The 24,132-nt window shown below is 46.1% G+C and carries 22 protein-coding genes, 1 tRNA gene and 1 pseudogene; 10 read left to right on the top strand and 14 right to left on the bottom strand.

The window, feature by feature from the left end; genetic code table 11:
- The 3 genes from BFO_RS04255 to BFO_RS04245 all read right to left on the bottom strand — a co-directional run bounded on the left by BFO_RS04255 (position 1) and on the right by BFO_RS04245 (position 5,410).
- A complete protein-coding gene (locus BFO_RS04255) occupies positions 1-3,447 on the bottom strand; it encodes a TonB-dependent receptor (RefSeq protein ID WP_014224392.1) in 3,447 nt (1,148 codons plus the stop codon).
- A 132-nt stretch (positions 3,448-3,579) separates the two neighbouring features.
- Entirely contained in the window at positions 3,580-4,773 is a 1,194-nt protein-coding gene (locus BFO_RS04250; protein ID WP_014224391.1) for a FecR family protein, read from the bottom strand.
- 100 nt (positions 4,774-4,873) lie between these two features.
- On the bottom strand, positions 4,874-5,410 hold the full coding sequence (locus BFO_RS04245; protein ID WP_014224390.1) for an RNA polymerase sigma factor: 537 nt from the start codon (positions 5,408-5,410) through the stop codon (positions 4,874-4,876).
- A gap of 276 nt (positions 5,411-5,686) precedes the next feature.
- On the opposite strand from BFO_RS04245, the gene pyrH reads away from it, so the two are divergent.
- The 6 genes from pyrH to BFO_RS04215 all read left to right on the top strand — a co-directional run bounded on the left by pyrH (position 5,687) and on the right by BFO_RS04215 (position 11,129).
- A complete protein-coding gene (gene pyrH, locus BFO_RS04240; protein WP_041590666.1) occupies positions 5,687-6,397 on the top strand; it encodes a UMP kinase in 711 nt (236 codons plus the stop codon).
- 184 nt (positions 6,398-6,581) lie between these two features.
- Complete coding sequence (gene mce, locus BFO_RS04235; RefSeq protein ID WP_014224388.1) at positions 6,582-6,983, top strand: methylmalonyl-CoA epimerase; 402 nt, start codon at positions 6,582-6,584, stop codon at positions 6,981-6,983.
- Positions 6,984-7,019: 36 nt separating this feature from the next.
- Positions 7,020-8,573 (top strand): acyl-CoA carboxylase subunit beta, encoded by a 1,554-nt coding sequence (locus tag BFO_RS04230; protein ID WP_014224387.1) that lies wholly within the window; start codon positions 7,020-7,022, stop codon positions 8,571-8,573.
- 21 nt (positions 8,574-8,594) lie between these two features.
- Complete coding sequence (locus BFO_RS04225; protein WP_014224386.1) at positions 8,595-9,479, top strand: lamin tail domain-containing protein; 885 nt, start codon at positions 8,595-8,597, stop codon at positions 9,477-9,479.
- Positions 9,480-9,525: 46 nt separating this feature from the next.
- Positions 9,526-9,957: an acetyl-CoA carboxylase biotin carboxyl carrier protein gene (locus BFO_RS04220; RefSeq protein WP_014224385.1), complete on the top strand. Its 432-nt coding sequence runs from the start codon at positions 9,526-9,528 to the stop codon at positions 9,955-9,957.
- A gap of 8 nt (positions 9,958-9,965) precedes the next feature.
- A complete protein-coding gene (locus BFO_RS04215) occupies positions 9,966-11,129 on the top strand; it encodes a sodium ion-translocating decarboxylase subunit beta (protein ID WP_014224384.1) in 1,164 nt (387 codons plus the stop codon).
- Between the two features lie 243 nt (positions 11,130-11,372).
- Here the strand turns inward: BFO_RS04215 and BFO_RS04210 are convergent, their stop codons facing one another.
- From BFO_RS04210 to BFO_RS04170, 9 genes and pseudogenes are all read right to left on the bottom strand, one after another.
- Positions 11,373-11,867 carry an Lrp/AsnC family transcriptional regulator gene (locus BFO_RS04210; RefSeq protein ID WP_041591112.1) on the bottom strand — a complete coding sequence of 165 codons (495 nt, stop codon included), beginning with the start codon at positions 11,865-11,867 and terminating at the stop codon, positions 11,373-11,375.
- Positions 11,868-12,047: 180 nt separating this feature from the next.
- A complete protein-coding gene (locus BFO_RS04205) occupies positions 12,048-12,515 on the bottom strand; it encodes an ExbD/TolR family protein (protein ID WP_014224382.1) in 468 nt (155 codons plus the stop codon).
- Positions 12,516-12,530: 15 nt separating this feature from the next.
- Positions 12,531-13,123 (bottom strand): annotated as a pseudogene (locus BFO_RS14010) (biopolymer transporter ExbD).
- 20 nt (positions 13,124-13,143) lie between these two features.
- A complete protein-coding gene (locus BFO_RS04195; protein WP_041590665.1) occupies positions 13,144-13,617 on the bottom strand; it encodes a hypothetical protein in 474 nt (157 codons plus the stop codon).
- Between the two features lie 9 nt (positions 13,618-13,626).
- Positions 13,627-14,370, bottom strand: coding sequence for a MotA/TolQ/ExbB proton channel family protein (locus tag BFO_RS04190; protein WP_014224380.1), 744 nt, complete (start codon positions 14,368-14,370; stop codon positions 13,627-13,629).
- A gap of 119 nt (positions 14,371-14,489) precedes the next feature.
- Positions 14,490-14,577, bottom strand: a tRNA-Ser gene (locus tag BFO_RS04185).
- A 132-nt stretch (positions 14,578-14,709) separates the two neighbouring features.
- Positions 14,710-15,510 carry a TatD family hydrolase gene (locus BFO_RS04180; protein WP_041591111.1) on the bottom strand — a complete coding sequence of 267 codons (801 nt, stop codon included), beginning with the start codon at positions 15,508-15,510 and terminating at the stop codon, positions 14,710-14,712.
- Between the two features lie 16 nt (positions 15,511-15,526).
- Complete coding sequence (locus BFO_RS04175; RefSeq protein WP_014224378.1) at positions 15,527-16,510, bottom strand: polyprenyl synthetase family protein; 984 nt, start codon at positions 16,508-16,510, stop codon at positions 15,527-15,529.
- Between the two features lie 90 nt (positions 16,511-16,600).
- Positions 16,601-17,299: an energy transducer TonB gene (locus BFO_RS04170; RefSeq protein ID WP_014224377.1), complete on the bottom strand. Its 699-nt coding sequence runs from the start codon at positions 17,297-17,299 to the stop codon at positions 16,601-16,603.
- 243 nt (positions 17,300-17,542) lie between these two features.
- Between BFO_RS04170 and porQ the strand changes: the two genes are divergently transcribed.
- From porQ to BFO_RS04155, 3 genes are read left to right on the top strand one after another with little or no spacing between them, the layout of a single operon-like run.
- Positions 17,543-18,556 (top strand): type IX secretion system protein PorQ, encoded by a 1,014-nt coding sequence (gene porQ, locus BFO_RS04165; RefSeq protein ID WP_041590664.1) that lies wholly within the window; start codon positions 17,543-17,545, stop codon positions 18,554-18,556.
- Positions 18,557-18,584: 28 nt separating this feature from the next.
- Positions 18,585-19,274: a (d)CMP kinase gene (gene cmk, locus BFO_RS04160; protein WP_014224375.1), complete on the top strand. Its 690-nt coding sequence runs from the start codon at positions 18,585-18,587 to the stop codon at positions 19,272-19,274.
- A gap of 3 nt (positions 19,275-19,277) precedes the next feature.
- The gene (locus BFO_RS04155) at positions 19,278-20,144 is read left to right on the top strand and encodes a 4-hydroxy-3-methylbut-2-enyl diphosphate reductase (protein WP_014224374.1); all 867 of its coding nucleotides are present in this window, start codon (positions 19,278-19,280) and stop codon (positions 20,142-20,144) included.
- A 213-nt stretch (positions 20,145-20,357) separates the two neighbouring features.
- Here BFO_RS04155 and BFO_RS04150 read toward each other — a convergent pair whose 3' ends face one another.
- Both BFO_RS04150 and BFO_RS04145 read right to left on the bottom strand, forming a co-directional pair.
- Entirely contained in the window at positions 20,358-20,978 is a 621-nt protein-coding gene (locus tag BFO_RS04150; protein ID WP_014224372.1) for a LysE family translocator, read from the bottom strand.
- Positions 20,979-21,066: 88 nt separating this feature from the next.
- On the bottom strand, positions 21,067-22,884 hold the full coding sequence (locus tag BFO_RS04145) for an AMP-dependent synthetase/ligase (RefSeq protein ID WP_041591110.1): 1,818 nt from the start codon (positions 22,882-22,884) through the stop codon (positions 21,067-21,069).
- 253 nt (positions 22,885-23,137) lie between these two features.
- Here BFO_RS04145 and BFO_RS04140 point away from each other — a divergent pair, with 253 nt between their 5' ends.
- The gene (locus BFO_RS04140; RefSeq protein WP_014224370.1) at positions 23,138-24,127 is read left to right on the top strand and encodes a class I SAM-dependent methyltransferase; all 990 of its coding nucleotides are present in this window, start codon (positions 23,138-23,140) and stop codon (positions 24,125-24,127) included.
- The last annotated feature ends 5 nt before the right edge of the window (positions 24,128-24,132 follow it).

Here is a 24,132-nt window from a genome sequence, read left to right as displayed (position 1 = left end):
CTATTTATCGTTGAATTTAATTTGCAGTCCCAGATTATATGTGCGCTGCAAGGGGTAGCTCATGCCGCTTCCTCCTCCCAGTTCAGGGTCCCAAAGTTTAAATTTGGAGAGGGTGAACAGATTCGTTGCACTGGCATAGATACGTACGGATTTGTACGTGTAACCGATCTCCAGATTTTTCAGCTTCAAGAATGATGCGTCACGCAGCCAATACGTGGAATATTGTCGGTTATGATCGTTATAATGATGCGTCAGACGCGGATAGCGAGCATGGACGTTCTGATTGTCCTTACTCCAATAGTCGTCGGCTATCCATTGCAGTACATTCCGCCGTTCCTGTGTGCCGAAGGGATGAAAACCATTCATCATAAGCGACACATTCGACTGCCCCTGAAAGAAGAACGACAGATCCACATGGCGATACTTCATGGAAGGGCCAAAGCCGTAAATAATTTCGGGGATATGGGGATAGCCGATCTCAACCCGGTCGTCCGACGTAATCTGTCCGTCGTACTTTCCGTCGGCATCGGGCTGGTCTACATATTTTATATCGCCCGGAGCAATCGTAATGTTTCCCAATGTAGACTTGGGATTGTTCTCAATATCAGCCTGATCAATATACAGTCCGTTGGCCACATATCCCATATAGGTATTCAACCGGCGACCGACTCTGCGAAGTGCGGGACGCAAGCCCGGCGCTTCATCATATTCGAGCACCTGATTGCGGGCAAAAGTAAAAGAACCTCGGAATTGCAGTGAAAAGTCTTTGTTAATCCGCTTGCCGTAATCTATCGCAGCATCGAATCCCCGGTTCTTCACTTTGGCATAATTCCCGAATATCTTTGTGTTGGCCGTACCGAACGAGTTCGGGATCGATTGTTTTTGCTGGAAGATATTACTGCGTATTTCGCTAAACATATCGATCGTGAGATTCAGCGCATCGAACAACTGCAGATCCACGCCCAAATTGAACTTCCGTCCTATTTCCCAAGTGATGTTATCGTTTTGAAGTCGCGAATAAGTGGGGCCCTTGTGCTCTATCGTCGAACCATCGTATCCGGTCGTATACCCCGGCGTATTATTCAGCGTAACAATCCCCATGTAGATAAATCGTTCGCCGCCAATCTGGTCATTCCCTACCAAACCGTACGAAGAGCGTATTTTAAAATTCGACACGATCGGCTTGAGCGATTTCCAGAATTTTTCTTCACTGATATTCCATCCGGCAGCGACGGACGGAAAGAAACCGAAGCGGTGTCCCGCTGCAAAGTTTTCCGAGCCATTGTATCCAGCATTGACTTCAAACATATATCGGTGAGCATAATCATAGGTAACACGTCCGGCAAAACCTATCTTACGCTTGGGCAGCGACCCGATGAGATTATTGTTTCCGATCACATTGTTATTATATTCGCTCATGTTATAGAGCAGCATGGCAGAAACATTATGATCGTTGAACGACCGGTTATAATCCAAGTAGCTCTGGAAATAGTAGCTTCGGTCTCCGCTCACTCCTGATCCGGCATTCAAATTCGGCTTGGAAGGCGATCCGCTTTCCGAAACCTGCTTATAGACGGTCTTACCGTCCGGGCCGGTTGTCACTCCTTCAAGGAAATACTTATTGTATCCCTGATAACGGAAATTCGTCGTTCGACTCCAATTCTTGAATGAGAAGAGCGCTTTAAAGCCAAGGCCTTTGGTGATAAAGTCCAGTTTTTGACTGTAATTGAGAATGGCTACAACCGTACTCTCGAACATGTCCTTATAACCCGCAGTGGCCACAATCATCGGATTCTCGATCGGCGTAGAACCGATACGCGTCCCTCCCCAATGATACCACGGATCAGTCCCTTGCGGATACATAATCGGAAAGTCCACCGGGTTATTCTGCATAATGGCATTGAAGATGTTGCCGATCCCTCCTCCTCCGTTACTGGCCGTAATGGGGCCATGCAGGCTGTTAAGCTGCACATTCAGGTTAAGCCCGATCTTAGACCGCTTGGACAGGTTGAAGTCGATATTGTTCTGAAAAGCATACTTCATATAGTTAATGTTATTGTCGAACGAGAAGAAATCCTTGCTGCGCCCTCTAAGCATACCGCTCTCGTGTACACCGTTCACATTCATGAAGTAGGTAATCTTACTCGTACCACCCCGCACATTAAAATTCGCTTTCTGATTAAACGTGGCGGAATTAAACAGTTCTTTATACCAATCAACATTCGGATACAAATAAGGATCGAGTCCTTTCAAAGTCCCCTCCATTTTCTCCCGTGAATACAAGAGTGCATCGGTACCCTGATTGGTGACAGCCTCGTTGAACATGCGCATAAACGTAATGGGATCGGTTACTTGAGGTACGTTGATCGGCGTGTTTACATACGACTCCATACGTACACCTATAACCGGTTTATCCAGATCGGCTCCGTTTTTCGTCTTAATGATAAGCACCCCGTTCGCTCCGCGTGTACCGTACATGGCAGAAGCCGTTGCATCCTTTAATACGGAAAATGCGTCGATCACTTCGGGGTCTAAGGCGTCTAAGTCTGCCTTCGAGACTTCTACCCCGTCAAGAATAATCAACGGGCTGTTCACACCGCTCATCGTCGAGATACCGCGTATAAAGAAATCGGCACCGTTACTCCCCGGCTCCCCGCTGCGCTGATAGGCGATTACTCCGGCCAGACGCCCGGCAAAAGCCGTCGACAGATTCGTGGCCGGAACTTTCAGATCACTCGGACGCAAGGTTTGTATCGAGCCTGTCATGGTCGCTTTCTTCTGTCCCGTATTAAAGGCCGACACCACGACCTCGCCTAATGCCTGCGCATCTTCCGAGAGCGGAATACTCAGAATCTTTTGATTCCCGATATGAACGTCTTTGGTAACATATCCGATAAAACTCACGACGAGAACATCGCCCGAGGTCGCTGTAAGTTCAAATTTTCCGTCCGCATCGGCCGTAGCTCCGCGCGGAGGATCGGAGTTCTTCACGAGGATCGAGGCACCGGCCAGCGGATCGCCGGTCTTCGCATCTACAACCGCTCCGATAATCACATTCCTCTGCCTGGGCCTCTCCTCCGTCGGCATACTCTTTTTCTCATAAACGACAATCTGTTTATCCAGTATCCTGTAAGCAAGCCCCGTACCGGAGAAGATGATATCCAAAACATCCGTTACGTTTTTTGCATGAACATCAATATCAATTTTCTTACTGATTTTGGTTTCACTATGATCCGAAAAAACAAAGATAAAATCGCTTTCCTTCTCTATTTTATTGCAGATATCTTTAAGGGTAATCGATTTCTGTTTGAAGGTAAATTGCTGCGAATAGCTGTTCATCGCCGAAAAAAACAGCACACAAAAGGTGAAGATTCTTATGCTTTTAATTTTTAAACTACATTTAAATTTATTGGGAGATGCTTTTTCCCCAATATATTGTTTATTCATATATTTGTACGATTTTAATTATTAATATTCCTGATAATTAATTTCACTTCGGCCGGGCGATATTTGCGGTATCTGCCCGGCTCTCTTTTTTTATAAAGGTCATTTAAACTTTCTCATAGGCATCATCGGTTTTTAATTCGGTTCGTTTATGATATATATCCTGTTTCCTTGTTTCTCATATCCGGTCGACGACAACAAGGCTACGGTTGTCATTACATAGTCAAGGTTATCCGACAGATAAATCTTCCCCGTGCACGTCCGTTTCTGCAAGTTCACATCTGCTTTGTAATCGAACGCAAGGTTATAATACCGTCCGATCTGTTTCAACACCTCAGACACAGGAGTCCTGTCCAATGTCAAATACCCGTCTTTCCAGCTGATGATGCTATTTACATCTACTGCTTGTTTGTCAAACATTCCATTCTTCTTGTAGACTGCCTGTTCATTGGGCGATAAGAACCATTCGCTGTCAGTTCCCGATCGAAGGGCTACGCTTCCTTCTACTAACGTTACAGATTGGGGAGAATCGGAATAGTGTGAAATATTAAACTTGGTACCGTACACCTTTACATGAAAATCAGACGTATGCACATAAAATGATTTTGTTTTATCAGGAGCCACTTCGGCGTATATCTCTCCGGACATCAAGTTTATTTCACGATTTTGGGCCGAAAATTCTGCCGGAAACTCCAGCACCGTACCTGAGTTCAACCAAACTTTACTACCATCAGACAAAGTTAACTGTGTTCGCTTCCCGTATGGAACAACGAGTCGATTGATCGAGGCCTTGTCCATATCAATCATCTCTTCTCTTTCATTTTCTTGCATAACGGTAATATCCCCTTTATCACTGATATTTAATTTAATATTGTTTTGGAAGGATCGCGACTCTTTGCCCGAAATAAGTTGAATGTCCTCATGGTTCAACAAATTACCGACAATCCGCTCCGTACCAAATGGCATTACCGATCTTTCTTCCGGATGAATGAACCTGAACAATTGCAATCCTGCAATGGCCAATGCGATGGCGGCACATGAAGCTACTGCATACCGTATCATACGGCGTACTTTTATCGCTCTCGAGTTTCGTTCGATAGTGGATTGTATTCTCCGAAAAAGTTGCCTGCGATCTTCTTCGTTCAATCTGTTCTTATTAAGGCCTGTTGTCTTCAAATAATGGATGGCCTGCCGAATCTCTTCATCCAGATGCGGATGTTTCTCCATAAAATCCTGCCATCGAGCATTCAGCTCTTCATCCGGCAACAATTGCCACCGGATAAACTGTTCGTCTTTCAAAAAGTCCGTATAATGTGAATAACTTGGCATATGTAACAATGTATTTGAATCCTGTTTTCTTTATAAAGACGACAGAACTTATTTTTTATCCCCTTCTTTTGAAAAATATCAAAAATTTAATGCAAAAGTTTCAGAGAAGAAGAAAAAGCATAGACTTAAATCCATACGTATCGCGTAACTTCTGCATCGCTTTGGAAAGCAGCTTCCGGCAACCATGCACGCTGATATGCAACAATTCGGCAATCTGTTCATAGTCGTATTCCTGAATATAACGCAGATAAACGATCTCTCGCTGGCGTTCGGTCAGACTACGGAGCATCTCTGTTACAGAATGTTCTATTTGCTGCTGCTCTTCTCTGTCGATGAGCGGATCTTCAATGGTTATCTGTATATCGAAGGGCATCTCTTGTGATTCGATGATGGATAGCCCGACATATTCGCGTCGAGTCTTAAAGATGTCGTACAGTCTGTTTTTTAGGGCTCTGAAAAGGTATAATTTTATATTCGATACATCGTGAAGTTTTTTTTGGTCGGCAGCTAATTTGCAGAACACATCGTGAATGGCATCCATGATTGTCTCTTTATCGAAGCCCAAATAAAGGGCATACGTATACAGATGGTCTACATAGAGATTATAGAGAGAGGCGATGTCATTTATCTTTTTCATTTCATCCGTGACTTCCTATCAGAGACGCGAGTGCAAAAATAAATGAAAAAGTTTAAGTCGAACGTTTATTTTTATTTTTAAAGGGAGTCTGAAAGCCATTTCAGCGGTTAAATGATAAATCGTATAGGGATGCTCTAAACTTCAATCGGCTGACAATCAATGATTATGGATGATTCTTCGATGCTTTTTGGATTGAAGTCTCTGCTTTTTGATTAAACTGGCGTATATTCCAAAGATTTTATGTATGTTTGCCGCAATTCAAGACAAGAATCGATCATGATGAGATACAAACGGATTTTACTGAAATTAAGTGGCGAGTCGTTGATGGGTAGCACAGGATACGGTATTGACGAGGTGCGCCTCACAGAATATGCAACCCAGATCAAAGAGGTTGCCGATATGGGGATTCAGATCGCGATCGTCATCGGCGGGGGGAACATTTTCCGCGGACTGAGCGGTACAACGAAGGGCTTCGATCGCGTCAAAGGCGATCAAATGGGGATGCTGGCCACAGTCATCAACAGTTTGGCACTAAGCTCGGCACTTCAGGGCGTGGGGATCAAGGCTTACGTTATGACCGCCATTCGCATGGAACCGATCGGCGAATATTACAGCAAGACACGGGCAGTCGAACGTCTCGAAGCCGGACAGGTCGTGATTATCGCCGGCGGCACGGGCAATCCGTTCTTCACTACCGACACGGCCTCCTCGCTGCGCAGCATCGAAGTGGAAGCCGACGTGATGCTCAAGGGTACACGTGTAGACGGAATCTATACGGCCGACCCGGAGAAAGACCCGTCGGCCGTCAAATTCGACGAAATTACGTTCGACGAAATTTATCGTCGCAACCTGAAGGTGATGGACCTGACGGCCACGACGATGTGCAAAGAAAACGGCCTTCCGCTCATCGTATTCGATATGGATACCGTCGGAAACCTGAAGAAAGTGATGCTCGGTGAACCGATCGGCACCCGTGTACACGACTGACGGCCGAGCTGAAAGGTCTTCTCAATCCTATATGCCGGATGATCGGCAGGAAGCAGTATGCTTTCCCTCCTCCTGACAAGATGTAAAAAAAATAGATATTTCGTACCCCTTCCTTTCACCCCATTTCTCAATTTTATTTCATACCTTTGTGCGATAATTACGAACATATAAATAAAGATTTACTATGGAAATTTCGCACATTGAGCATCTTGGCATTGCCGTTAACAGCATTGAGGAACATCGTCCCTACTATGAACAGGTATTAGGACTTACATGCTACAGCATTGAAGAAGTGCCCGACCAAAAAGTGAAAACAGCGTTTTTCAAAGTCGGACAGACGAAAATCGAATTACTGGAGCCTACCAGCCCGGACAGTACCATCGCAAAATTTATCGAAAAGCGAGGTGAAGGGATTCATCACATCGCATTTGCCGTTCCCGACGTACAGCAGTCGCTTGATGAAGTTGCCTCGAAGGGCATACAGCTCATCGACAAAGCCCCACGTCCCGGTGCCGAAGGACTTCAGATTGCTTTCCTGCACCCCAAATCGACACGAGGCGTACTCACCGAGCTGTGCATGAAATAATTATGCTGCAAATATTAACTACTAACATCAAAAATAATGAGTAATCAACTTGAGAAGATAAAAGAACTGATTGCCCTGCGTGAGAAAGCACGCTTGGGCGGCGGTGAAAAAGCGATCGAGAAACAGCACGAAAGAGGGAAATATACAGCTCGTGAACGTATTAACATGCTGCTGGATGAAGGGAGCTTTGAAGAAATGGATATGTTTGTCGAACACCGCTGTGTGAACTTCGGACAAGATAAGAAGAAAATTCTCGGCGACGGGGTGGTGACCGGATGCGGTACGATCGGCGGACGGCTTGTCTACGTTTTTGCACAGGATTTCACCGTGTTCGGTGGCTCTCTGTCGGAAACGATGTCGCAAAAAATATGCAAAGTCATGGATATGGCCATGAAGATGGGAGCCCCCTGTATCGGGATCAATGACTCGGGAGGCGCCCGTATTCAAGAAGGTATCAACGCCTTGGCCGGCTATTCGGAAATCTTCCAGCGTAATATTCTCGCATCGGGTGTGATCCCGCAAATTTCGGGAATCTTCGGACCGTGTGCCGGCGGAGCGGTTTACTCGCCGGCATTGACCGACTTCACCCTGATGACCGAAGGCACATCGTACATGTTCCTCACCGGGCCGAAAGTGGTGAAAACCGTAACAGGGGAGGATGTGACCCAGGAAAATCTGGGTGGAGCAAGCGTTCACTCTACGAAATCGGGGGTTACCCACTTTACGGCAGCTACCGAAGAAGAAGGACTTGCCATGATTCGCCAGTTGCTCAGCTATATCCCGCAGAACAATCTGGAAGAAGCTCCCTATACGGAATGCAATGACCCGATTGACCGTCTCGACGACAACCTGAACGAGATCATCCCCGACAGCGCCAACCAGGCCTACGATATGTACGAAGTGATCCGGACCATCGTTGATAATAACGAATTCTTTGAAATACAGCCCAGCTACGCCAAAAATATCATCATTGGCTTTGCTCGATTCAACGGCCAGTCCGTCGGCATCGTAGCCAACCAGCCCAAATTTCTGGCAGGAGTACTGGATTGCAACGCATCACGCAAAGGCGCACGCTTCGTACGTTTCTGCGATGCTTTTAACATCCCGATCGTCACACTCGTCGACGTACCCGGCTTCCTTCCCGGAACAGGGCAGGAATACAATGCGGTCATCCTGCACGGAGCCAAGCTGCTTTACGCATACGGTGAAGCAACCGTACCCAAAGTTACCGTTACGTTGCGCAAATCGTATGGCGGATCGCATATTGTGATGAGCTGTAAACAGCTGCGCGGTGACATGAACTACGCATGGCCGACAGCCGAAATCGCCGTCATGGGCGGATCGGGTGCAGCCGAAGTACTGTATGCCAAAGAACTGAAAGAAGCGGCTGATCCCGCGACCTTGATGACCGAAAAAGTAGAGGAATACAATAAACTCTTCACCAACCCGTATAACGCAGCGAAATACGGCTATATCGACGATGTGATCGAACCGCGTAACACCCGTTTCCGCATCATTCGCGCATTGCAGCAACTTCATACGAAAAAGCTGACGAACCCGGCAAAGAAACACGGAAATATTCCTTTGTAATTTATTATCAGAATTTGAAAAATGAAGAAAACAGGAATATTTTTAGCCATACTGATGCTGATCGGCGGTTTCTATGCCAACGGGCAGTCAACCTCATCCATACGCCTGAACGAAGTGCTTGTCATCAATGTCGATAATTTCGTCGACGAATACGGTTCACGAAGCGGATGGATTGAATTGTACAACAACTCGCCCGGAACAGTCGACATCAGAGGATGTTACATCTCGAACGATCCGAGCGATCCCAAAAAATACATGATCCCGAAAGGAGACGTGAAAACCAAAATCCCTCCCCGTCAGCATGTGTTATTCTGGGCTGATAACAGACCGTTTCACGGAACGTTTCATTTGAACTTTGTACTCGATCCCCAAAAAGAGAACCGTCTCTTTTTCTTCGACTCGGATGGAAAGACCCTGATTGATCAGGTTACCATTCCTACCGGTCAGCAGCCCGACGTCAGTTACGGTCTGACCCTCGACGGAGTGGGCACTTGGGAAGCACTTTCGAAAGTCACTCCCGACACGAATAACAAAACGCTCGATTCGAACGAAAAAATCGAAAACTTTCAGCGTAACGACTCGTTCGGAGTCGGCATGACACTCACGGCTATGACCGTCGTATTCCTCGGCTTGCTCTTGCTCTACCTCATATTCAAACAGGTGGGACGCAGTGCGATTAAGATGAGTCGCCGCAGAGCGGAGAAAGTCAGCGGGGGACGTTCGGTAACCCACAACACCAACGAACCCGGAGCCGTATTTGCCGCCATAGCAACGGCACTCTACGAGGTGGCTGAAGATGCGCATGACTTTGAGAATACGGTACTGACGATTCACAGGGTCACACGAAATTATTCGCCATGGAGTTCTAAAATCTACGGATTACGCAGTTTGCCGGATAAAAAGTGAACGAGAAAAAAGGTCTTATTTTATACAATTACTAACAATTAAATCAATGAAACAATTTAAATATACAATCAACGGCAACCTCTATAACGTGACGGTAAACCGCGTAGAAGATGACATCGCAGAAGTGGAAGTGAATGGTACGCCGTACAAGGTAGTGATGGACAAACCGGCGAAAAAGACGGTAGCCGCCGTTAAACGCCCGGCACAAGCCCCCACGACATCAACCGGCGCACCGGTCGTAGCGCGTCCGTCAAGCGGCGGAGGAAAAGGGGCTATTAAATCACCGCTACCGGGAGTAATCCTGAGCATCGACTGCAAGGCGGGTGATACCGTTAAGAAAGGTCAGAAATTGCTCGTTCTCGAAGCGATGAAGATGGAAAATACCATTCAGGCCGACCGCGACGGAGAAGTTGCCGAAATTAAAGTAAACAAAGGCGATTCTGTACTGGAAGGTACCGATTTGATCATTCTTAAATAAGAAAAGTCATGCAGGAAAGCTTCTTATCATTTTTGGGAGAGAACATGCAGACGTTTCTCTCCTATACAGGATTCGCCAATGCAACCGGGGGACACCTGATCATGATTCTGGTCGGACTCCTGTTTATCTTCTTGGCAATCAGATATGAGTTCGAACCCATGCTGCTGATCCCGATCGGATTCGGTATCCTGATCGGAAACATTCCGTTCAAAGATGCGGGATTGCAGGTGGGCATTTACGAAGAAGGATCCGTACTCAACATCTTGTATCAGGGCGTGGTGAAAGGATGGTATCCCCCGCTTATCTTTTTAGGTATTGGCGCGATGACGGACTTCTCGGCATTGATCTCGAATCCAAAGCTGATGTTGATCGGAGCAGCTGCTCAATTCGGTATTTTCGGCGCCTATATCATTGCATTGCAAATGGGATTCGAACCGAGTCAGGCAGGAGCTATCGGCATCATCGGCGGCGCAGACGGCCCCACGGCCATCTTCCTCTCATCCAAGTTAGCCCCTAACCTGATGGGAGCCATCGCGGTGTCAGCCTATTCGTATATGGCACTCGTACCCATCATTCAACCTCCTTTTATGCGTATATTAACAACGAAAAAGGAGCGGCTGATCCGGATGAAACCTCCGCGGGCCGTATCACAGACCGAAAAGATTATCTTCCCGATCATCGGCCTCTTGCTCACGTGCTTTCTCGTTCCTTCGGGCTTACCGCTCTTGGGAATGCTCTTCTTTGGCAATTTGCTAAAAGAAAGCGGAGTAACTCGTCGTTTGGCAGAGACCGCCCGCGGGCCGCTAATCGATACGATTACGATTCTGTTGGGAGTGACAGTCGGCGCCTCTACACAAGCGACCCAATTCCTTACTTTGGACTCGATTAAGATTTTTATGCTGGGAGCCTTATCATTCGTGATTGCTACGTGTGCAGGAATCCTGTTCGTGAAGTTCTTCAATATTTTCCTGAAAGAGGGTAACAAGATTAACCCCTTGATCGGAAACTCCGGGGTATCGGCCGTACCGGACTCGGCGCGTATCTCGCAAACCGTCGGGTTGGAGTATGATCCGAGCAACTACTTGCTGATGCACGCCATGGGTCCGAATGTGGCAGGCGTTATCGGTTCGGCTGTTGCAGCCGGTATCCTGCTGGGATTCCTCGGCGGATAATCGATTGCTTGTTTCCTCATCCTAAAAAAGACCGTAGCCGATTCTGCTCGACCACGGTCTTTTATTTGAATGACAACTGCTTTTCGACATACAATGCACCACCGTTTAAATTGTTATCAACAGCGATTAGCTAAAAACAGGCTGTCCCGGAAATAATCATTTAGCCAACATGCCTCATTGATAAGAAAAAAGCCGTATTTTGGGGGACCTCGTTAATCGCTACAACATGCCCAGCCAAGCTTTTCACTTTACCTTTTTTTCTTTACTGTTTTCTCTGTTAAAATCGATCGGCAAATGCCTGCGAAACCCTTCTTTAAGTGAAATCAACGTCTCCGTACGAGCTAGTCCGAGCGGTTGGAGTCTGTCATGAATAACCTTAAGCAGATGTTCGTTATCTCGCGCATAGATTTTAATAAAAAGATCGTACTTACCTGTCGTATAATAGCACTCGACAACTTCCGGAATATCCTTTAACGCCTCAACGATCGAAGTGAATTGTCCCGGTTCCTGAAGAAAAAGCCCCATATAAGCACATGTTTTATACCCGACCATACGATAGTCAAGCATAAATTCGGAGCCTCTAATCACTCCTGTATGGATCAATTTCTGCACCCGTTGATGAATTGCAGCTCCGGAAACATTACATACCCGCGCAACCTCAAGAAACGGTTTACGTGCATCTCCTATGATAAGTTTAAGGATTTTTTCATCTAATTTGTCTAATTCGTATGATGCCATCGTTTTTTCAATATTAGAGTTTTGCATGATGCTTTAGTACAGTGCGAATCTTTTTATCGATTTAATTTTATCTCCCCATTTTTTATGTCATTCGTTTGAGAAGAAATAGGCAAAGGGCTGAAATTCTCCTTTTACAGAAGATGTTCAACCCTTTGTCGAATCACTCTCAAATATTCATGATCAATCGACTTTCTTGCGTGCCGAATAACTGATCTTGAGTGCGTATGCCTCACGAAGAGCCTGCTTCAGGTCTGTAACAAGTCCCATCTTCGTGTCATAGTCGGCTTTAATAGAAACGGTCATGAAAGGTTGATCTTCTTCCTTCATACTCGATTTCTCCTGACCAATATAACTTCCTACCTCAGAAACTTCCGCAAATGCATCGTTCAACTGAAGGCGACTTTCCGAACCCATCTTAGCCTGATATTCCGGCATCGGCTTTCCGACATAGATAAATGTCACCAACGATTTTTTCTCCAGCTTCTGAAGCTCAGTAGCCTGTGGCGCACGAAACTGAACTTTCAACGTCACCTCACGCATTGTCGTTACCATCATGATGAAAAACAGAAAGGCGAATACCAAGTCGGGCAATGACGCCGTGTTCAATTCGGGCATCTCACGTCCTCCCGATTTATTAAACTTTCCCATTATATTCCTCCTTTTTTAATTTGTTTTTTTCTCACCGTAATTCTTCGGCTCTGCCTCCGATATCTTCTGCGGATAGATGGTCTGAACAGCCTTTTGCTGCTCCGGATTCAATTCCGCAAACGTTTTATTCCACTTCTGTTTGGATATTTCGTCACGCAATTCATTGTAGGCCGCAGCCAATTCGTTCTGCACATTGATATAAGCCTGATACTGCGTACCGCGGTCATTCTTTAATGAAATAATGTGCGATTTCGTCACCATCATTTTGCCAAAGAACGGCACATCAATTTCTTCTTTTTCCGGCAAGTTTGGATCATTATTCACATTCGCGATAAACTCCTTCGCTTTTGCCCGAATCTGTTTCACATCCATGTATTCGTCTCCGCATAATACTTGATTCGTGGAACTGATCAGCACGACAAGCATATTCCTCTTTTTGATATCAATTTCTTGATCCTGTTCCTGTTTTCAGGAGGACGGGGAAGCCTTCGCGCTAATCCCATATCGGTATCCATCGAGGTCGTCAAAAGGAAGAAGAGCAACAACATGAAAGCGATGTCGGCAGAAGAAGATCCATTAATTCCCGGAACTTTTCTTTTTTTACCCATTTTCTTTCTTGTTATGCGTTTTACTTGCTGAATACTTTTTTAACAGAGCCTCCTATGATGGCTAAAACGGACAATCCCAACAGAATGTAAATGGAATAGATCCACATGTCCGATATTTTCAGCCAACTCGCTACATTATATTGAGCTGAATCTGCATTGATGCCGGGCAGTGGAGTTACATCTCCGATTGCATAAGTAATTCCCAACATCGCCAGAAAAGCGATCAGTACCGCTAAAGAACTGACAGCTGCTTTAGGTTTTGACTTGAGCGTTGTAAGAAATTGTGCCAAACCGAACAACAATAAAAGCGCAACGGCAATGCCAAATACGACATAGCACCAATATAATAACAAGGAAGTATTGATCGGTTCGGTTTTCTCAGCAGCAGAATCAACGACTCCACCAAAGTAGAACATCGCAAAGACGATTACACTGACAATCATGACGCCCAGCAATGTCCAACTTGACATCTTTCTTATTTTAGTTACTGCCATAGCCTGATCTTATTTTTTGTATTTTACATTGTATTTGATAACCATGTCGAGCAACGTTATCGAAGCGTCTTCCATTTTATTGAGAATCCCTTCCAACTTGCTGAGCAGATAGTTATAAAACACCTGGAGGATAAGGGCTACGATCAATCCCCCCACCGTCGTGATTAAGGCCACTTTCATACCACCGGCAACAACCGTCGGGCTGATATCCCCTACGCGCTCGATTTTGTCGAACGCCATAATCATACCGATCACCGTTCCCAAGAATCCCAAAGAAGGAGCCATCGCAATAAACAAGGTAATCCACGACAAGTTCTTCTCCAACAAACCGCTTTGCACACCGCCATACGACACGATCGACTTCTCTACCACATCAATCCCCTGATCCATTCTCATCAGGCCTTGATAAGCAATCGAAGCAATCGGACCTCTGGTATCGCGTGCAATCGCTTTGGCGCCTTCAACATCTCCACGGTCAAGAGCAGCTTCAATATCGTTCAACATGCCGTTCGGATTCACGTCAGCCAGGTTCAGGTAAATGATGCGTTCCAGAACAAATGCCAAACCCAAGATCAAAGCGATCGCTACCAGACTCATGAAGCCGGCATCACCTTCGATAAACTTGGTTTTTAACGCTTGATGCATGCTCCCTTCCACAGGAGCCACAGCTTCTGCAGCTTCTTGAGCGAATGCTACTGTAGAGATTCCCAAGGCGCAAACGCCTAAGACTGCTTTTGTAAACAACTTTTTCATAGTGATGCTAATTTAAAATTAATAATTCTCTTTTTTGTTATTTTTAATTTGTTTGTTAATAAATTCTATTATTTTATAAGCGTTATACTTTTCTTCTGGCGAATTTCCCATTGGGCCTGCGGAGAAAGCGGGATTCGAACCCGCGATACGCTTTTGGCGTATACACGCTTTCCAGGCGTGCCTCTTCAACCACTCGAGCATCTCTCCAGAATCGTATGCCTTTCAAAAACGAGTGCAAAGTACGAAAAAAATATGATATGCAAACTTTTTTGTCGGCAGGAGCAGTGATCTAAAAGACGAAAGTATTCCGAAAACAATTCAGAAAAGGCTGTACTTGTGTTATTTGCCATTCAAACCGGGAATGCCGATCGGAATGTTAAACAATTCTAACGCATTCTTTTCCGTATGAACCGAAAGCTCTTCAAGATCGATTCCGAATATCTCGGCGGTCTTGCAAGCCGTCTCCCATAAATAAGCCACTTCATTCCGTTTTCCGCGGTAAGGGACCGGTGCCAAATAAGGAGCATCAGTTTCGAGCAATAACATTTCGAGAGGCGCCGTCCGAATAATTTCGGGCAAAACGGAGTTCTTAAATGTAAGCACCCCGTTGATTCCGATCTTAAAACCTTTCAGACGTTTAATCTCTTCCAAATCTTCGCATGTCCCCGAGAAACAATGAAACACCCCTTTCAAGCAATCACTTCCCACCTTATATATACTGTCAAAAACTTCTTCATACGCCTCACGAGTATGAATACTGACCGGAAGTCCCAAGTCGATGCTCCATCTCAACTGCTCTTCAAAGGCTTGTTTTTGCTCCTTCAGAAACGAACGATCCCAATACAAATCGATCCCGATTTCCCCAATACCACAGTAATCACGTCGTGTCAAAGCCTTCTCAACCGACATTAACTGCGACACATAACGAGCATCTATACTTGTCGGGTGCAACCCCATCATGGGATAAGCAAAATCCGGATATTCATCACAAACACGAAACAAAGCAGGAATACTTTGTGCATCGATATTCGGAAGCAGAGCAGCAAAAACGCCAGCCTCTTTTGCCCGTTCGATCATCTCTTTACGGTCTTCGTTAAACTCTTCTCCGTAAATATGAGTATGGGTATCGATCCATTTCATCATGCTATCCGGAAACTTATTTTTCGCGGTTCATTAATTTACGGCATACACGATGTAACTCGGACAATCGCTCCTGAGGGATTTTCAGAAGTGCTAATTCATCCATCGCAAGATTATAATAATGCTTCATCTGCTCTTGTGTCAGCTCCCTTATGTTTAATTGATCATAAATAGAAGTAATCGCCTTAATTTTTTCGTCGGCCGTATAGCATGCCGCTTTATCCGGATGCTGATAATAGACAATCTGTTCTTTTTGTTCGGGCGAGGCGCTTGCCAAAGTATGAATCAATAGAAATGTCTTCTTGTTGCACAAAATATCTCCGCCGATATTTTTCCCGAAAGTTTCCGGACTGCCATACACATCGAGCAGATCATCCTGTAACTGAAAGGCCAACCCGATATAGATGCCGAAGCGATAGAGAATATCCGCTTCATGCTCGGAAGCGCCGCCGATAAGCGCCCCTGTTTTCAGGCTGCAAGCCAGCAGTACAGCCGTTTTTAAACGAATCATTTCAAGATACTCCGCTTCTGTCACGTCCGGCCTCGATTCAAACTCCATATCATACTGTTGCCCTTCACATATCTCCAAGGCTGTCCGGGTAAACAAATCCAGTATTTTTTTTAGCAGTTCGGATGATGTCTCCCCGATAAGACGATACGCCGTGATGAGCATGGCATCTCCCGAGAGCACCGCCGTATTCCGGTTCCACTTGACATGCACCGTCGGTTGCCCCCGACGCTTTCGAGCTTCATCCATCAGATCGTCGTGCAGCAACGTAAAATTATGAAACACTTCTATTCCGAGAGCGGGTTTGATTGCCTGCTCTACTTCAGAGCTGTAAAGATTACACGCCATCAAGGTGAAAGCAGGACGAATGCGCTTACCTCCCAACGAAAGCGTATAAACAATCGGATCAAAAAGGCTCTGTGGTGGGTCATCAAACCGCAGCTCTCGAACGGCATGTTCAATGATCGGCAGCGTATCTTCAAATGATAGCATATTTTAGACATGAAAAAAAAGGCCGCTTTTTCAGAGGGCGACCTTTTTTGTGAAATGAAAAAAGAATTTTACTGCTTGTATATGTGCTTCTTACTGATTTAAACGGAAATTAATCGGAACTGTAAATTTTACACGCACCGGCTTTCCACGTTGTTTACCCGGCTTCCACTTGGGCATGGTGTTGATTACGCGGAGCGCCTCCTTATCTAGAGAAGGGTCAATACCGCGAATAACCTCCGCGTCCACGATTGATCCGTCTTTATTCACCACAAAGGAACAAGTAACACGTCCCTGAATACCATTCTCCTGCGCAACCACCGGATATTTAATCGATTTGGCAATAAAACTCATCAACGCCGCTTGCCCTCCGGGGAATTCGGGCATCTCCTCTACCACCATAAAGATCTGCTGAGAAGATTCTTCCTCTTCTTCCACCTTTACCACAGGCGGAACATACGTCTGCGTTTGCGCCTCTGCCTGATTGTCTTCTGACGACAACAGATCGGTATTTTCCACTTCAACATCGTCTTCCACCACATTCAACACCTCGGCAACTTGCTCCACAGGGGGCGGAGGCGGAGGGGGCGGAGGCGTTTCTTCTTGCCTTGTAATATCAATTTCTTCTTCTGCGATGATATCGGCTATGCCTTCGTCTTTCTGAATGGTTTTTTCCTGTGTACCCCATTCAAAACCGACAAACAGCACAGCTAAACCAACGACTATCCCCATCAGGATGCTTAATCCTTTGCCTCCTTCAAGGTCTGCTTTACGCGATTTCTTGATTTCCATAGCTATCTTCTTTAAGTAATGATTACTCTTAATTTGATTCTCGTGGAGGCAAAGATAGACAAAAAAATTACAGATTGCATGTGAAAGCGGAAAAAAAACTTGCTTTTTTGCTTTTTTTTTGATTCCCGGAAAAAAAGTTAGCCTTCAAATACCTTTTTTTGTTTTTATCCGTTATGATTATCGTGGTATGAAAAGATTACCATAGTGGTAAAATTGTGTACTTTTGCACACGCTTTTGAAAGAATGAGAAAAAGAAATATACGATTAATCGGAGGGCTACTGTGCCTCTTACCCTGGTTTCTGACGGCGCAGGAAGGTGGCGAAGTGTTTACGTTTTTACGTTTTCCGACCTCGGCACGAGCCAATGCTTTGGGAGGGCATACCGTATCACTGATCGAAGCTGACCCGTCGCTTGCTTTTCACAGTCCGGCCCTGTTAGGTGGAGAGATGGACGGCATGGTGAACCTGAATTACATGAGTTATATTGGCGATATTCATGTAGGCAGTGCGATCTATACCAAAGCCCACCGCGAGCGAGGTGCTTGGGGAATCGGAGGGTCCTTCATCAGCTATGGCAACTTTAAAGAAGTCGATGCGTCACGGATGATCAAAGGAGAATTCTCGGCTAAAGACATGAGTGTACAGGCTTTTTATTCGTACGATCTTTCGGATAAATGGAGGGGGGGGCTCTCGATGAAGATGTTATACTCTCATCTGGCTGAATATTCGTCGTTCGGGATCGGGGTTGATGCCGGGCTGAGCTATTACGACGAAGAAAAGGGTCTCTCTTTCGGGGTGGCCTTGAAAAATATCGGGGCACAACTGAAAGCATACGATTCGGAACGCAGGCAGTTGCCTTGGGACATTCAGATGGGAATTTCCAAAAGAATGGCGCATGCTCCGATCCGTGTATCCGTAACGGCCATGCATCTGAAGCAATGGAAGTTCAAATATGTAGACGAGACGCTGGCGGAAAAGAATCTCGAGGATAGTTTTGTTCAAACACTGGCCAAACATCTCGTGTTCGGCGTAGATTTTCTGCCCTCCGACAATTTTTGGGTCGGACTGGGATATAATCCGAAGGCCAACATGGACATGAAGCTGAAAGAGGGGGGAAACAGATTGGGCGGTTTTTCGATCGGCGCCGGCTTGCATGTATCCCGATTCGATATCGGTGCATCGGTGGCACGTTATCATCCGTCGGCACTTTCGCTAATGGTGAGTTTGTCGATGTCACTCTCTGAAATGAACCCTTAATATATAATGTATAGTCATCACAGAGCATATGAAAAAAATCATTGTGGCCGTTGACGGGTTCTCCTCGTGCGGTAAGAGTACAATGGCAAGAGCGCTCGCCAAGGCCGTCGGGTATACCTACATCGACACCGGCGCGATGTACAGAGCAGTGACGCTATATGCGATACGTCAAGGCTTTTTTCATGGCGACACACTAAACGAAGCGGCATTGCAACAAGCGATGGATAACGTAGATATTACCTTTTGGCCGAACCCCGAAACGGGAATGTCGGAAACATTCCTGAACGGTGAACCGGTGGAGACCGAGATTCGTAGCATGGAAGTATCGAACCGTGTCAGTCGGGTTGCGGCTTTAGGGTTTGTTCGTCATGCACTTGTCTCAAAACAACAAGCCATGGGAGAGGCAAGAGGCATCGTAATGGACGGCCGCGACATCGGGACGGTCGTTTTTCCACAGGCAGAACTAAAGATTTTCGTAATCGCGTCGGCCGAGATACGTGCACAGAGACGGGTAAAAGAAATGAATGAGAAGGGACAGCCCGTTTCGTTCGATGAAGTTCTGAAGAATGTACAGGGACGTGACAAGTTGGATATGACCCGTGCCGAAAGCCCGCTTCGCAAAGCAGACGATGCAATCGAATTAGATAACACTTACATGACCATCGCCGAACAACAAGCATGGTTGATGCGTGAGTTTCGTAAAGCAACGGAAAAATAAACCATGGTAGAAGTAACGATAGATCGCGGATCGGGCTTTTGTTTCGGTGTCGTAAAAGCCATTCAAAGTGCCGAACGCGAGCTGAAGCAAACCGATGAGCTTTACAGTTTAGGTGATCTGGTGCATAACAGCCTCGAGATGGAGCGCCTGAAGGCATTGGGACTTCACACGATCGGGCATGCGGATCTGGCACATCTGCGTAACCGTACCGTACTGCTCCGTGCACATGGTGAACCGCCTTCGACCTACGCACTTGCCCAAAAGAATCAGATTAAAATCATCGACGCCACCTGCCCGGTTGTACTCCAATTGCAAAAACGCATCCATCGCTGTTATCAGGAAACGAAAGAATACGGAACACAATTAGTGATTTACGGCAAAAAAGGACATGCCGAAGTGAATGGGCTTGTCGGACAAACAGAAGGGACAGCCATCGTGATTGAGAAGCTTGACGATATCGAAAAACTTGATTTTCATAGAGATATAATACTTTTTTCACAGACCACCAAACCTCTTGACGGCTTCGGGAAAGTAGTGGAAGGCATACGCGCGAGGATTTCGTCCGACGTAACATTCCAATATTTCGACACGATCTGCCGGCAAGTGGCCAATCGTTTGCCGAACATACGCGATTTTGCGCTGCAACATGATTGTATCTATTTCGTGGCCGGCAAGAAAAGCTCGAACGGGCAAATGCTGTTCGAACAGTGCCTTCAGGCCAATCCGCATTCGGTATTTATCACCTCGGCAGCCGATATTGCCGAGCCGCTTCCGGAGGATATCCGTAGCGTAGGTATCTGTGGCGCTACATCCACTCCCAAATGGTTGATGGAAGAAGTAGCCGAGCGCGTGAAAATGCTTAATCCATAGCTTTCTTGATTGATTCCTTTTCGGGGAGCACGTTTTTTATCTTCTGATTGATATGCTTTGGCAAGGCATGCGAAAGACGTGCTTGAAGTTTTGCTCTAATTCTTGGCTTTGAAGGGATGAATATCGGCGTATTTACTTGTCCCATTATGGGCACAAAAGCACGAAATCATTTAAACCAATTGATGGAGGGTACTGATATTTAAGAAGTTTTACTTATTCGATAAAGGCATAGACAATTCCGACGACTGCGAGCACGAGGATCACGCTTCCCACAATCTGGTTCAGGATACGGATACCGCGGATGTTAAACCAGCGCCGAAGCTTGGAGACGATATAGGTGACGAAAAACCACCAGAGGACTGCTCCTACGGCAATGCCTCCCAACCCGCTCGGTACATCCCACACGCTGGCCGAAAAGACAAAAGCAAACCGTGCAAACAGCCCGATATACAGGAGCACAATCAACACATTGCTGAATGTCAGTAGAAAAGCTGATACGAAATCCTGAACGAAAGACATCTTATGCTCCCTGTTTTTCTTCAACTGTTTCACCGGGTTACTGCGAAAAATGTAATATCCGAAGACGCCCAGCATAATGCTTCCGAAGATCCGGAGCGGCTGCTGATGAGCTTCCACGAAGTTCACAACGAGTCCCATAAACAAACCGGTAAAGGCCGCATAAAGGACATCGGACAGCGCCGCACCCAGCCCGCTGACAAACCCGTGCCATCGTCCTTTCGACAAGGTTCGCTGGATACACAGCATCCCGATAGGCCCCATCGGAGCCGAGACCAGAATACCGATAATCACACCCGTATAGAAAAGTTCAATCATCGTTCTTTACAGCCGGTGCTTTGCCAACACCGACCTTCTGCCTGTTTTATTGAATGAGCCAATTGTTTGCAAAGGTACACTTTTCTGCTTACTCTTTATACATCGCGGCGATCTGGGCTGCATAGCGACGGGCGATTACGCCGCGGCGCAGCTTAAGCGTATCGGTTAGTTCGCCCTCCTCCATCGAAAAAGGTTCGGAAAGCAAGGTAAAGCGTTTGATCTTCTCGAACGAAGCAAAATGTTTCTGGCACTCTTCGATGTTCGATTGAAAGAGACGTACGATTTCTTCTTTCCCGATCAGTTCGCGATGATCGCCGTAAGCAATTCCTTTCTTGCGGGCGTAGGCTTCGAGTGCCGGAAAAGCCGGTACGATAAGAGCGCTGACAAACTTATGTTCGTCGGCGATGACAGCGCACTGTTCGATGTAAGTATTGCCGCTCAGGCTCATTTCAATGGCCTGCGGAGCGATATATTTCCCGTTCGACGTTTTGAACAGGTCTTTGATACGTTCGAGGAAATAGAGTGTTTTGCCTTCGAGCCGGCCGGCGTCACCGGTACGAAAGAAGCCGTCGTCGGTAAAAGCCTTTTTCGTTTCCTCCGGTTTTTTGTAATACCCCGCAGTGACGGTTTTACCTCGGACGAGAATCTCGTTCGTGGCTTCATCGATCCGTACCTCGAGGCCGGGCATGATGGTGCCGATAGACCCGACAATATATCCCTTCGTCGGATAGCAACATACGGTGGCACTTGTTTCGGAGAGACCGTATCCATAGATGATTGGAATGTTTACCGACAGGAGGAACGTGGCGATATTGTCGGCCAAAGGGGCTCCGGCAACGGGAAAGAGCGTTCCGCGTTGAAGCCCGACGGCTTTTTTCAGCATGATGAAGAGTGTTTTATCGTAGAGATAATATTTCAACATCAGTCCTAATGGCGGTTTCCGGCCGCTATTCCGATAGTCGAAGGTATAACGCCGTCCCGTTTTGATCGCATCGCGAAACAGCCACTGCGTGATTTGCGGTGACTGTTCGATCTTTTCCTGTACGCCGCTATATACTTTTTCCCAGAACCGCGGAACGTTGCACATCAGGGTCGGGCGTATTTCGGGAAGTGTTTTCTGAATCTCTTTCGGATATCGGTTGATCGCCATCCGTACGCCTTTGTAGAGGCAAAAGCAAGCCCAGCCTTTTTCGAAGATATGTACGAGCGGAAGAAAGCACATCGACAAGTCGTGATCGTTGACCATCGGCAGGCGGATGTCGTGGATACGCATCATTTCGCGCAGATTGGCGTGGGTGAGGATGACGCCTTTCGGTTCGCCCGTCGTGCCGGAAGTGTAGACAATCAAGGCAATATCGCCATCGATGGCTTCGTTGCGGCGGATTTTGGTGCCGGTCTCGGCATGCGCATTATCGCCGAGACGGATGAATTCATCGAAGTAGATCGATGTCCGGTCTTCGGGATAACGTACCACATTGCGGTCGAAGATAACGAGTTTCTTCAGCGTATTGCCCATTTCTTGCTGTACCTTGAAAGCATTGTTATATTGTTGCTGTTCTCCGACGAAGAGGAGACGTATCTCGGCTTCACGGATAATGTATGCGATCTGATCGGGTGAATTTGTCGGATACATCGGCACTTCAGCCGCACGGATGCCGTAAGCGCCGAATGAGGTAAAGAAACATTCCGGCATGTTCTGCGCATAGATCCCGATATTCTCCTGTATATCGATCCCGTATTCGATCATGGCTTGTGAAGTCAAACGGACCTTGTCGGCAAGTTCTGCCCATGAAATTTTGAGCCATTTGCCACTCTTCGGCTCACGATGAAGTAATTCCGTCCGATCGTCGTATTTCTCGGCTTGACGGTATATCATTTCTGCAAAATGGTAATTCGCTGCTTTCATTATTTTATTCTTGCTTTTGAAACGGACAAATCTACACAAAAAAACGGTCTTTTCATAAAAATCGGGATGACGGTTTTCCTGCCAAGGCATCGAGAACCGTGTGTGAAGATGATGATGACCTTACTACTTATAAATCGCATTGAAAGAAAAATATTGTTTTCTGACTTAATTTTTGTTCGAAAATCGGATTGCTACAAATTTATTTATATATTTGTCCCGTGTTTTTAATCTTAACTGTTTTGTATACTGAGAGATGAAACGATGGATTACATGGGAAGATTTGATTGATGTGTATGTAAAGTTGCATCAACGGGGCATTCGTTTTCTTTTGTCCAAACTGACGTTCAACAGCACAAAGAAATCCATTAGCGCTTTCGATGCTTCGTTGGGAGGAACTTCCAATTGGTGGGAAATACCATTAATAAAAGAACGATGGAATCGAATGATAACCGGTGATTCACAAATTGATTTCAAATCGTATTTCATTAATAAATATCTTTCCGGTGCTCAATCGCCATTGCGTGTCCTGTCTTTGGGATCAGGATATTGTCAGCATGAATTGGTGTTGGCATCCTGTCCGCTCTTCAGGGAAATCGTTTGCCTTGACATCAATCAGGGCAATTTGGATGAGGCGGCTGCTCAAGCTAAGGAAAAAGGACTGCATAATCTGAGCTTTTGCTGTAAAAGTATTGAACAGTATGATTTTGCTTCCGAGCGATTCGATATGGTTATGTTCAACAATTCACTCCATCACTTTCGTGATGTCCGGACGTTATTGGGGAAAAAGATCAAGCAATGTCTGAAGCCGGAAGGAATGCTTCTGATTAACGAATATGTTGGGGCGACACGATTTCAGTTTTCTCGTATGCAAATACAAGCGATTAATAAGGCGATACGGTTGATAGACAAACCGTATCGCCGTCGTTACAAGACGTCGTTGTATAAAAAGCGTTATTACGGAACCGGTTGGCTTCGAGTTTTCTTAGCTGATCCGTCGGAAGCGGTAGATTCGGCCAATATCATGCCTGCCGTGCATGAATATTATCATACGATAGAAGAGAAGCCGTTTGGCGGCAATATCTTGGCTTTTGCGCTAAAAGACATTGCTTTTCATTTTGCAACTCCAGACAGGAGAAGTCGTGAATTGTTAGAAAGCCTTTTCCAATTCGAAGATGACTATCTGAAAGAACATCGCAGCGATTTCGTTTTCGGTCTTTACCGGTTAAAAACACACGAAACCTAAGAATG

Origin of the sequence: Tannerella forsythia 92A2, assembly GCF_000238215.1 — a bacterium.
Lineage (GTDB): Bacteria > Bacteroidota > Bacteroidia > Bacteroidales > Tannerellaceae > Tannerella > Tannerella forsythia.
This window is presented reverse-complemented; position numbering and strand designations above follow the sequence as displayed.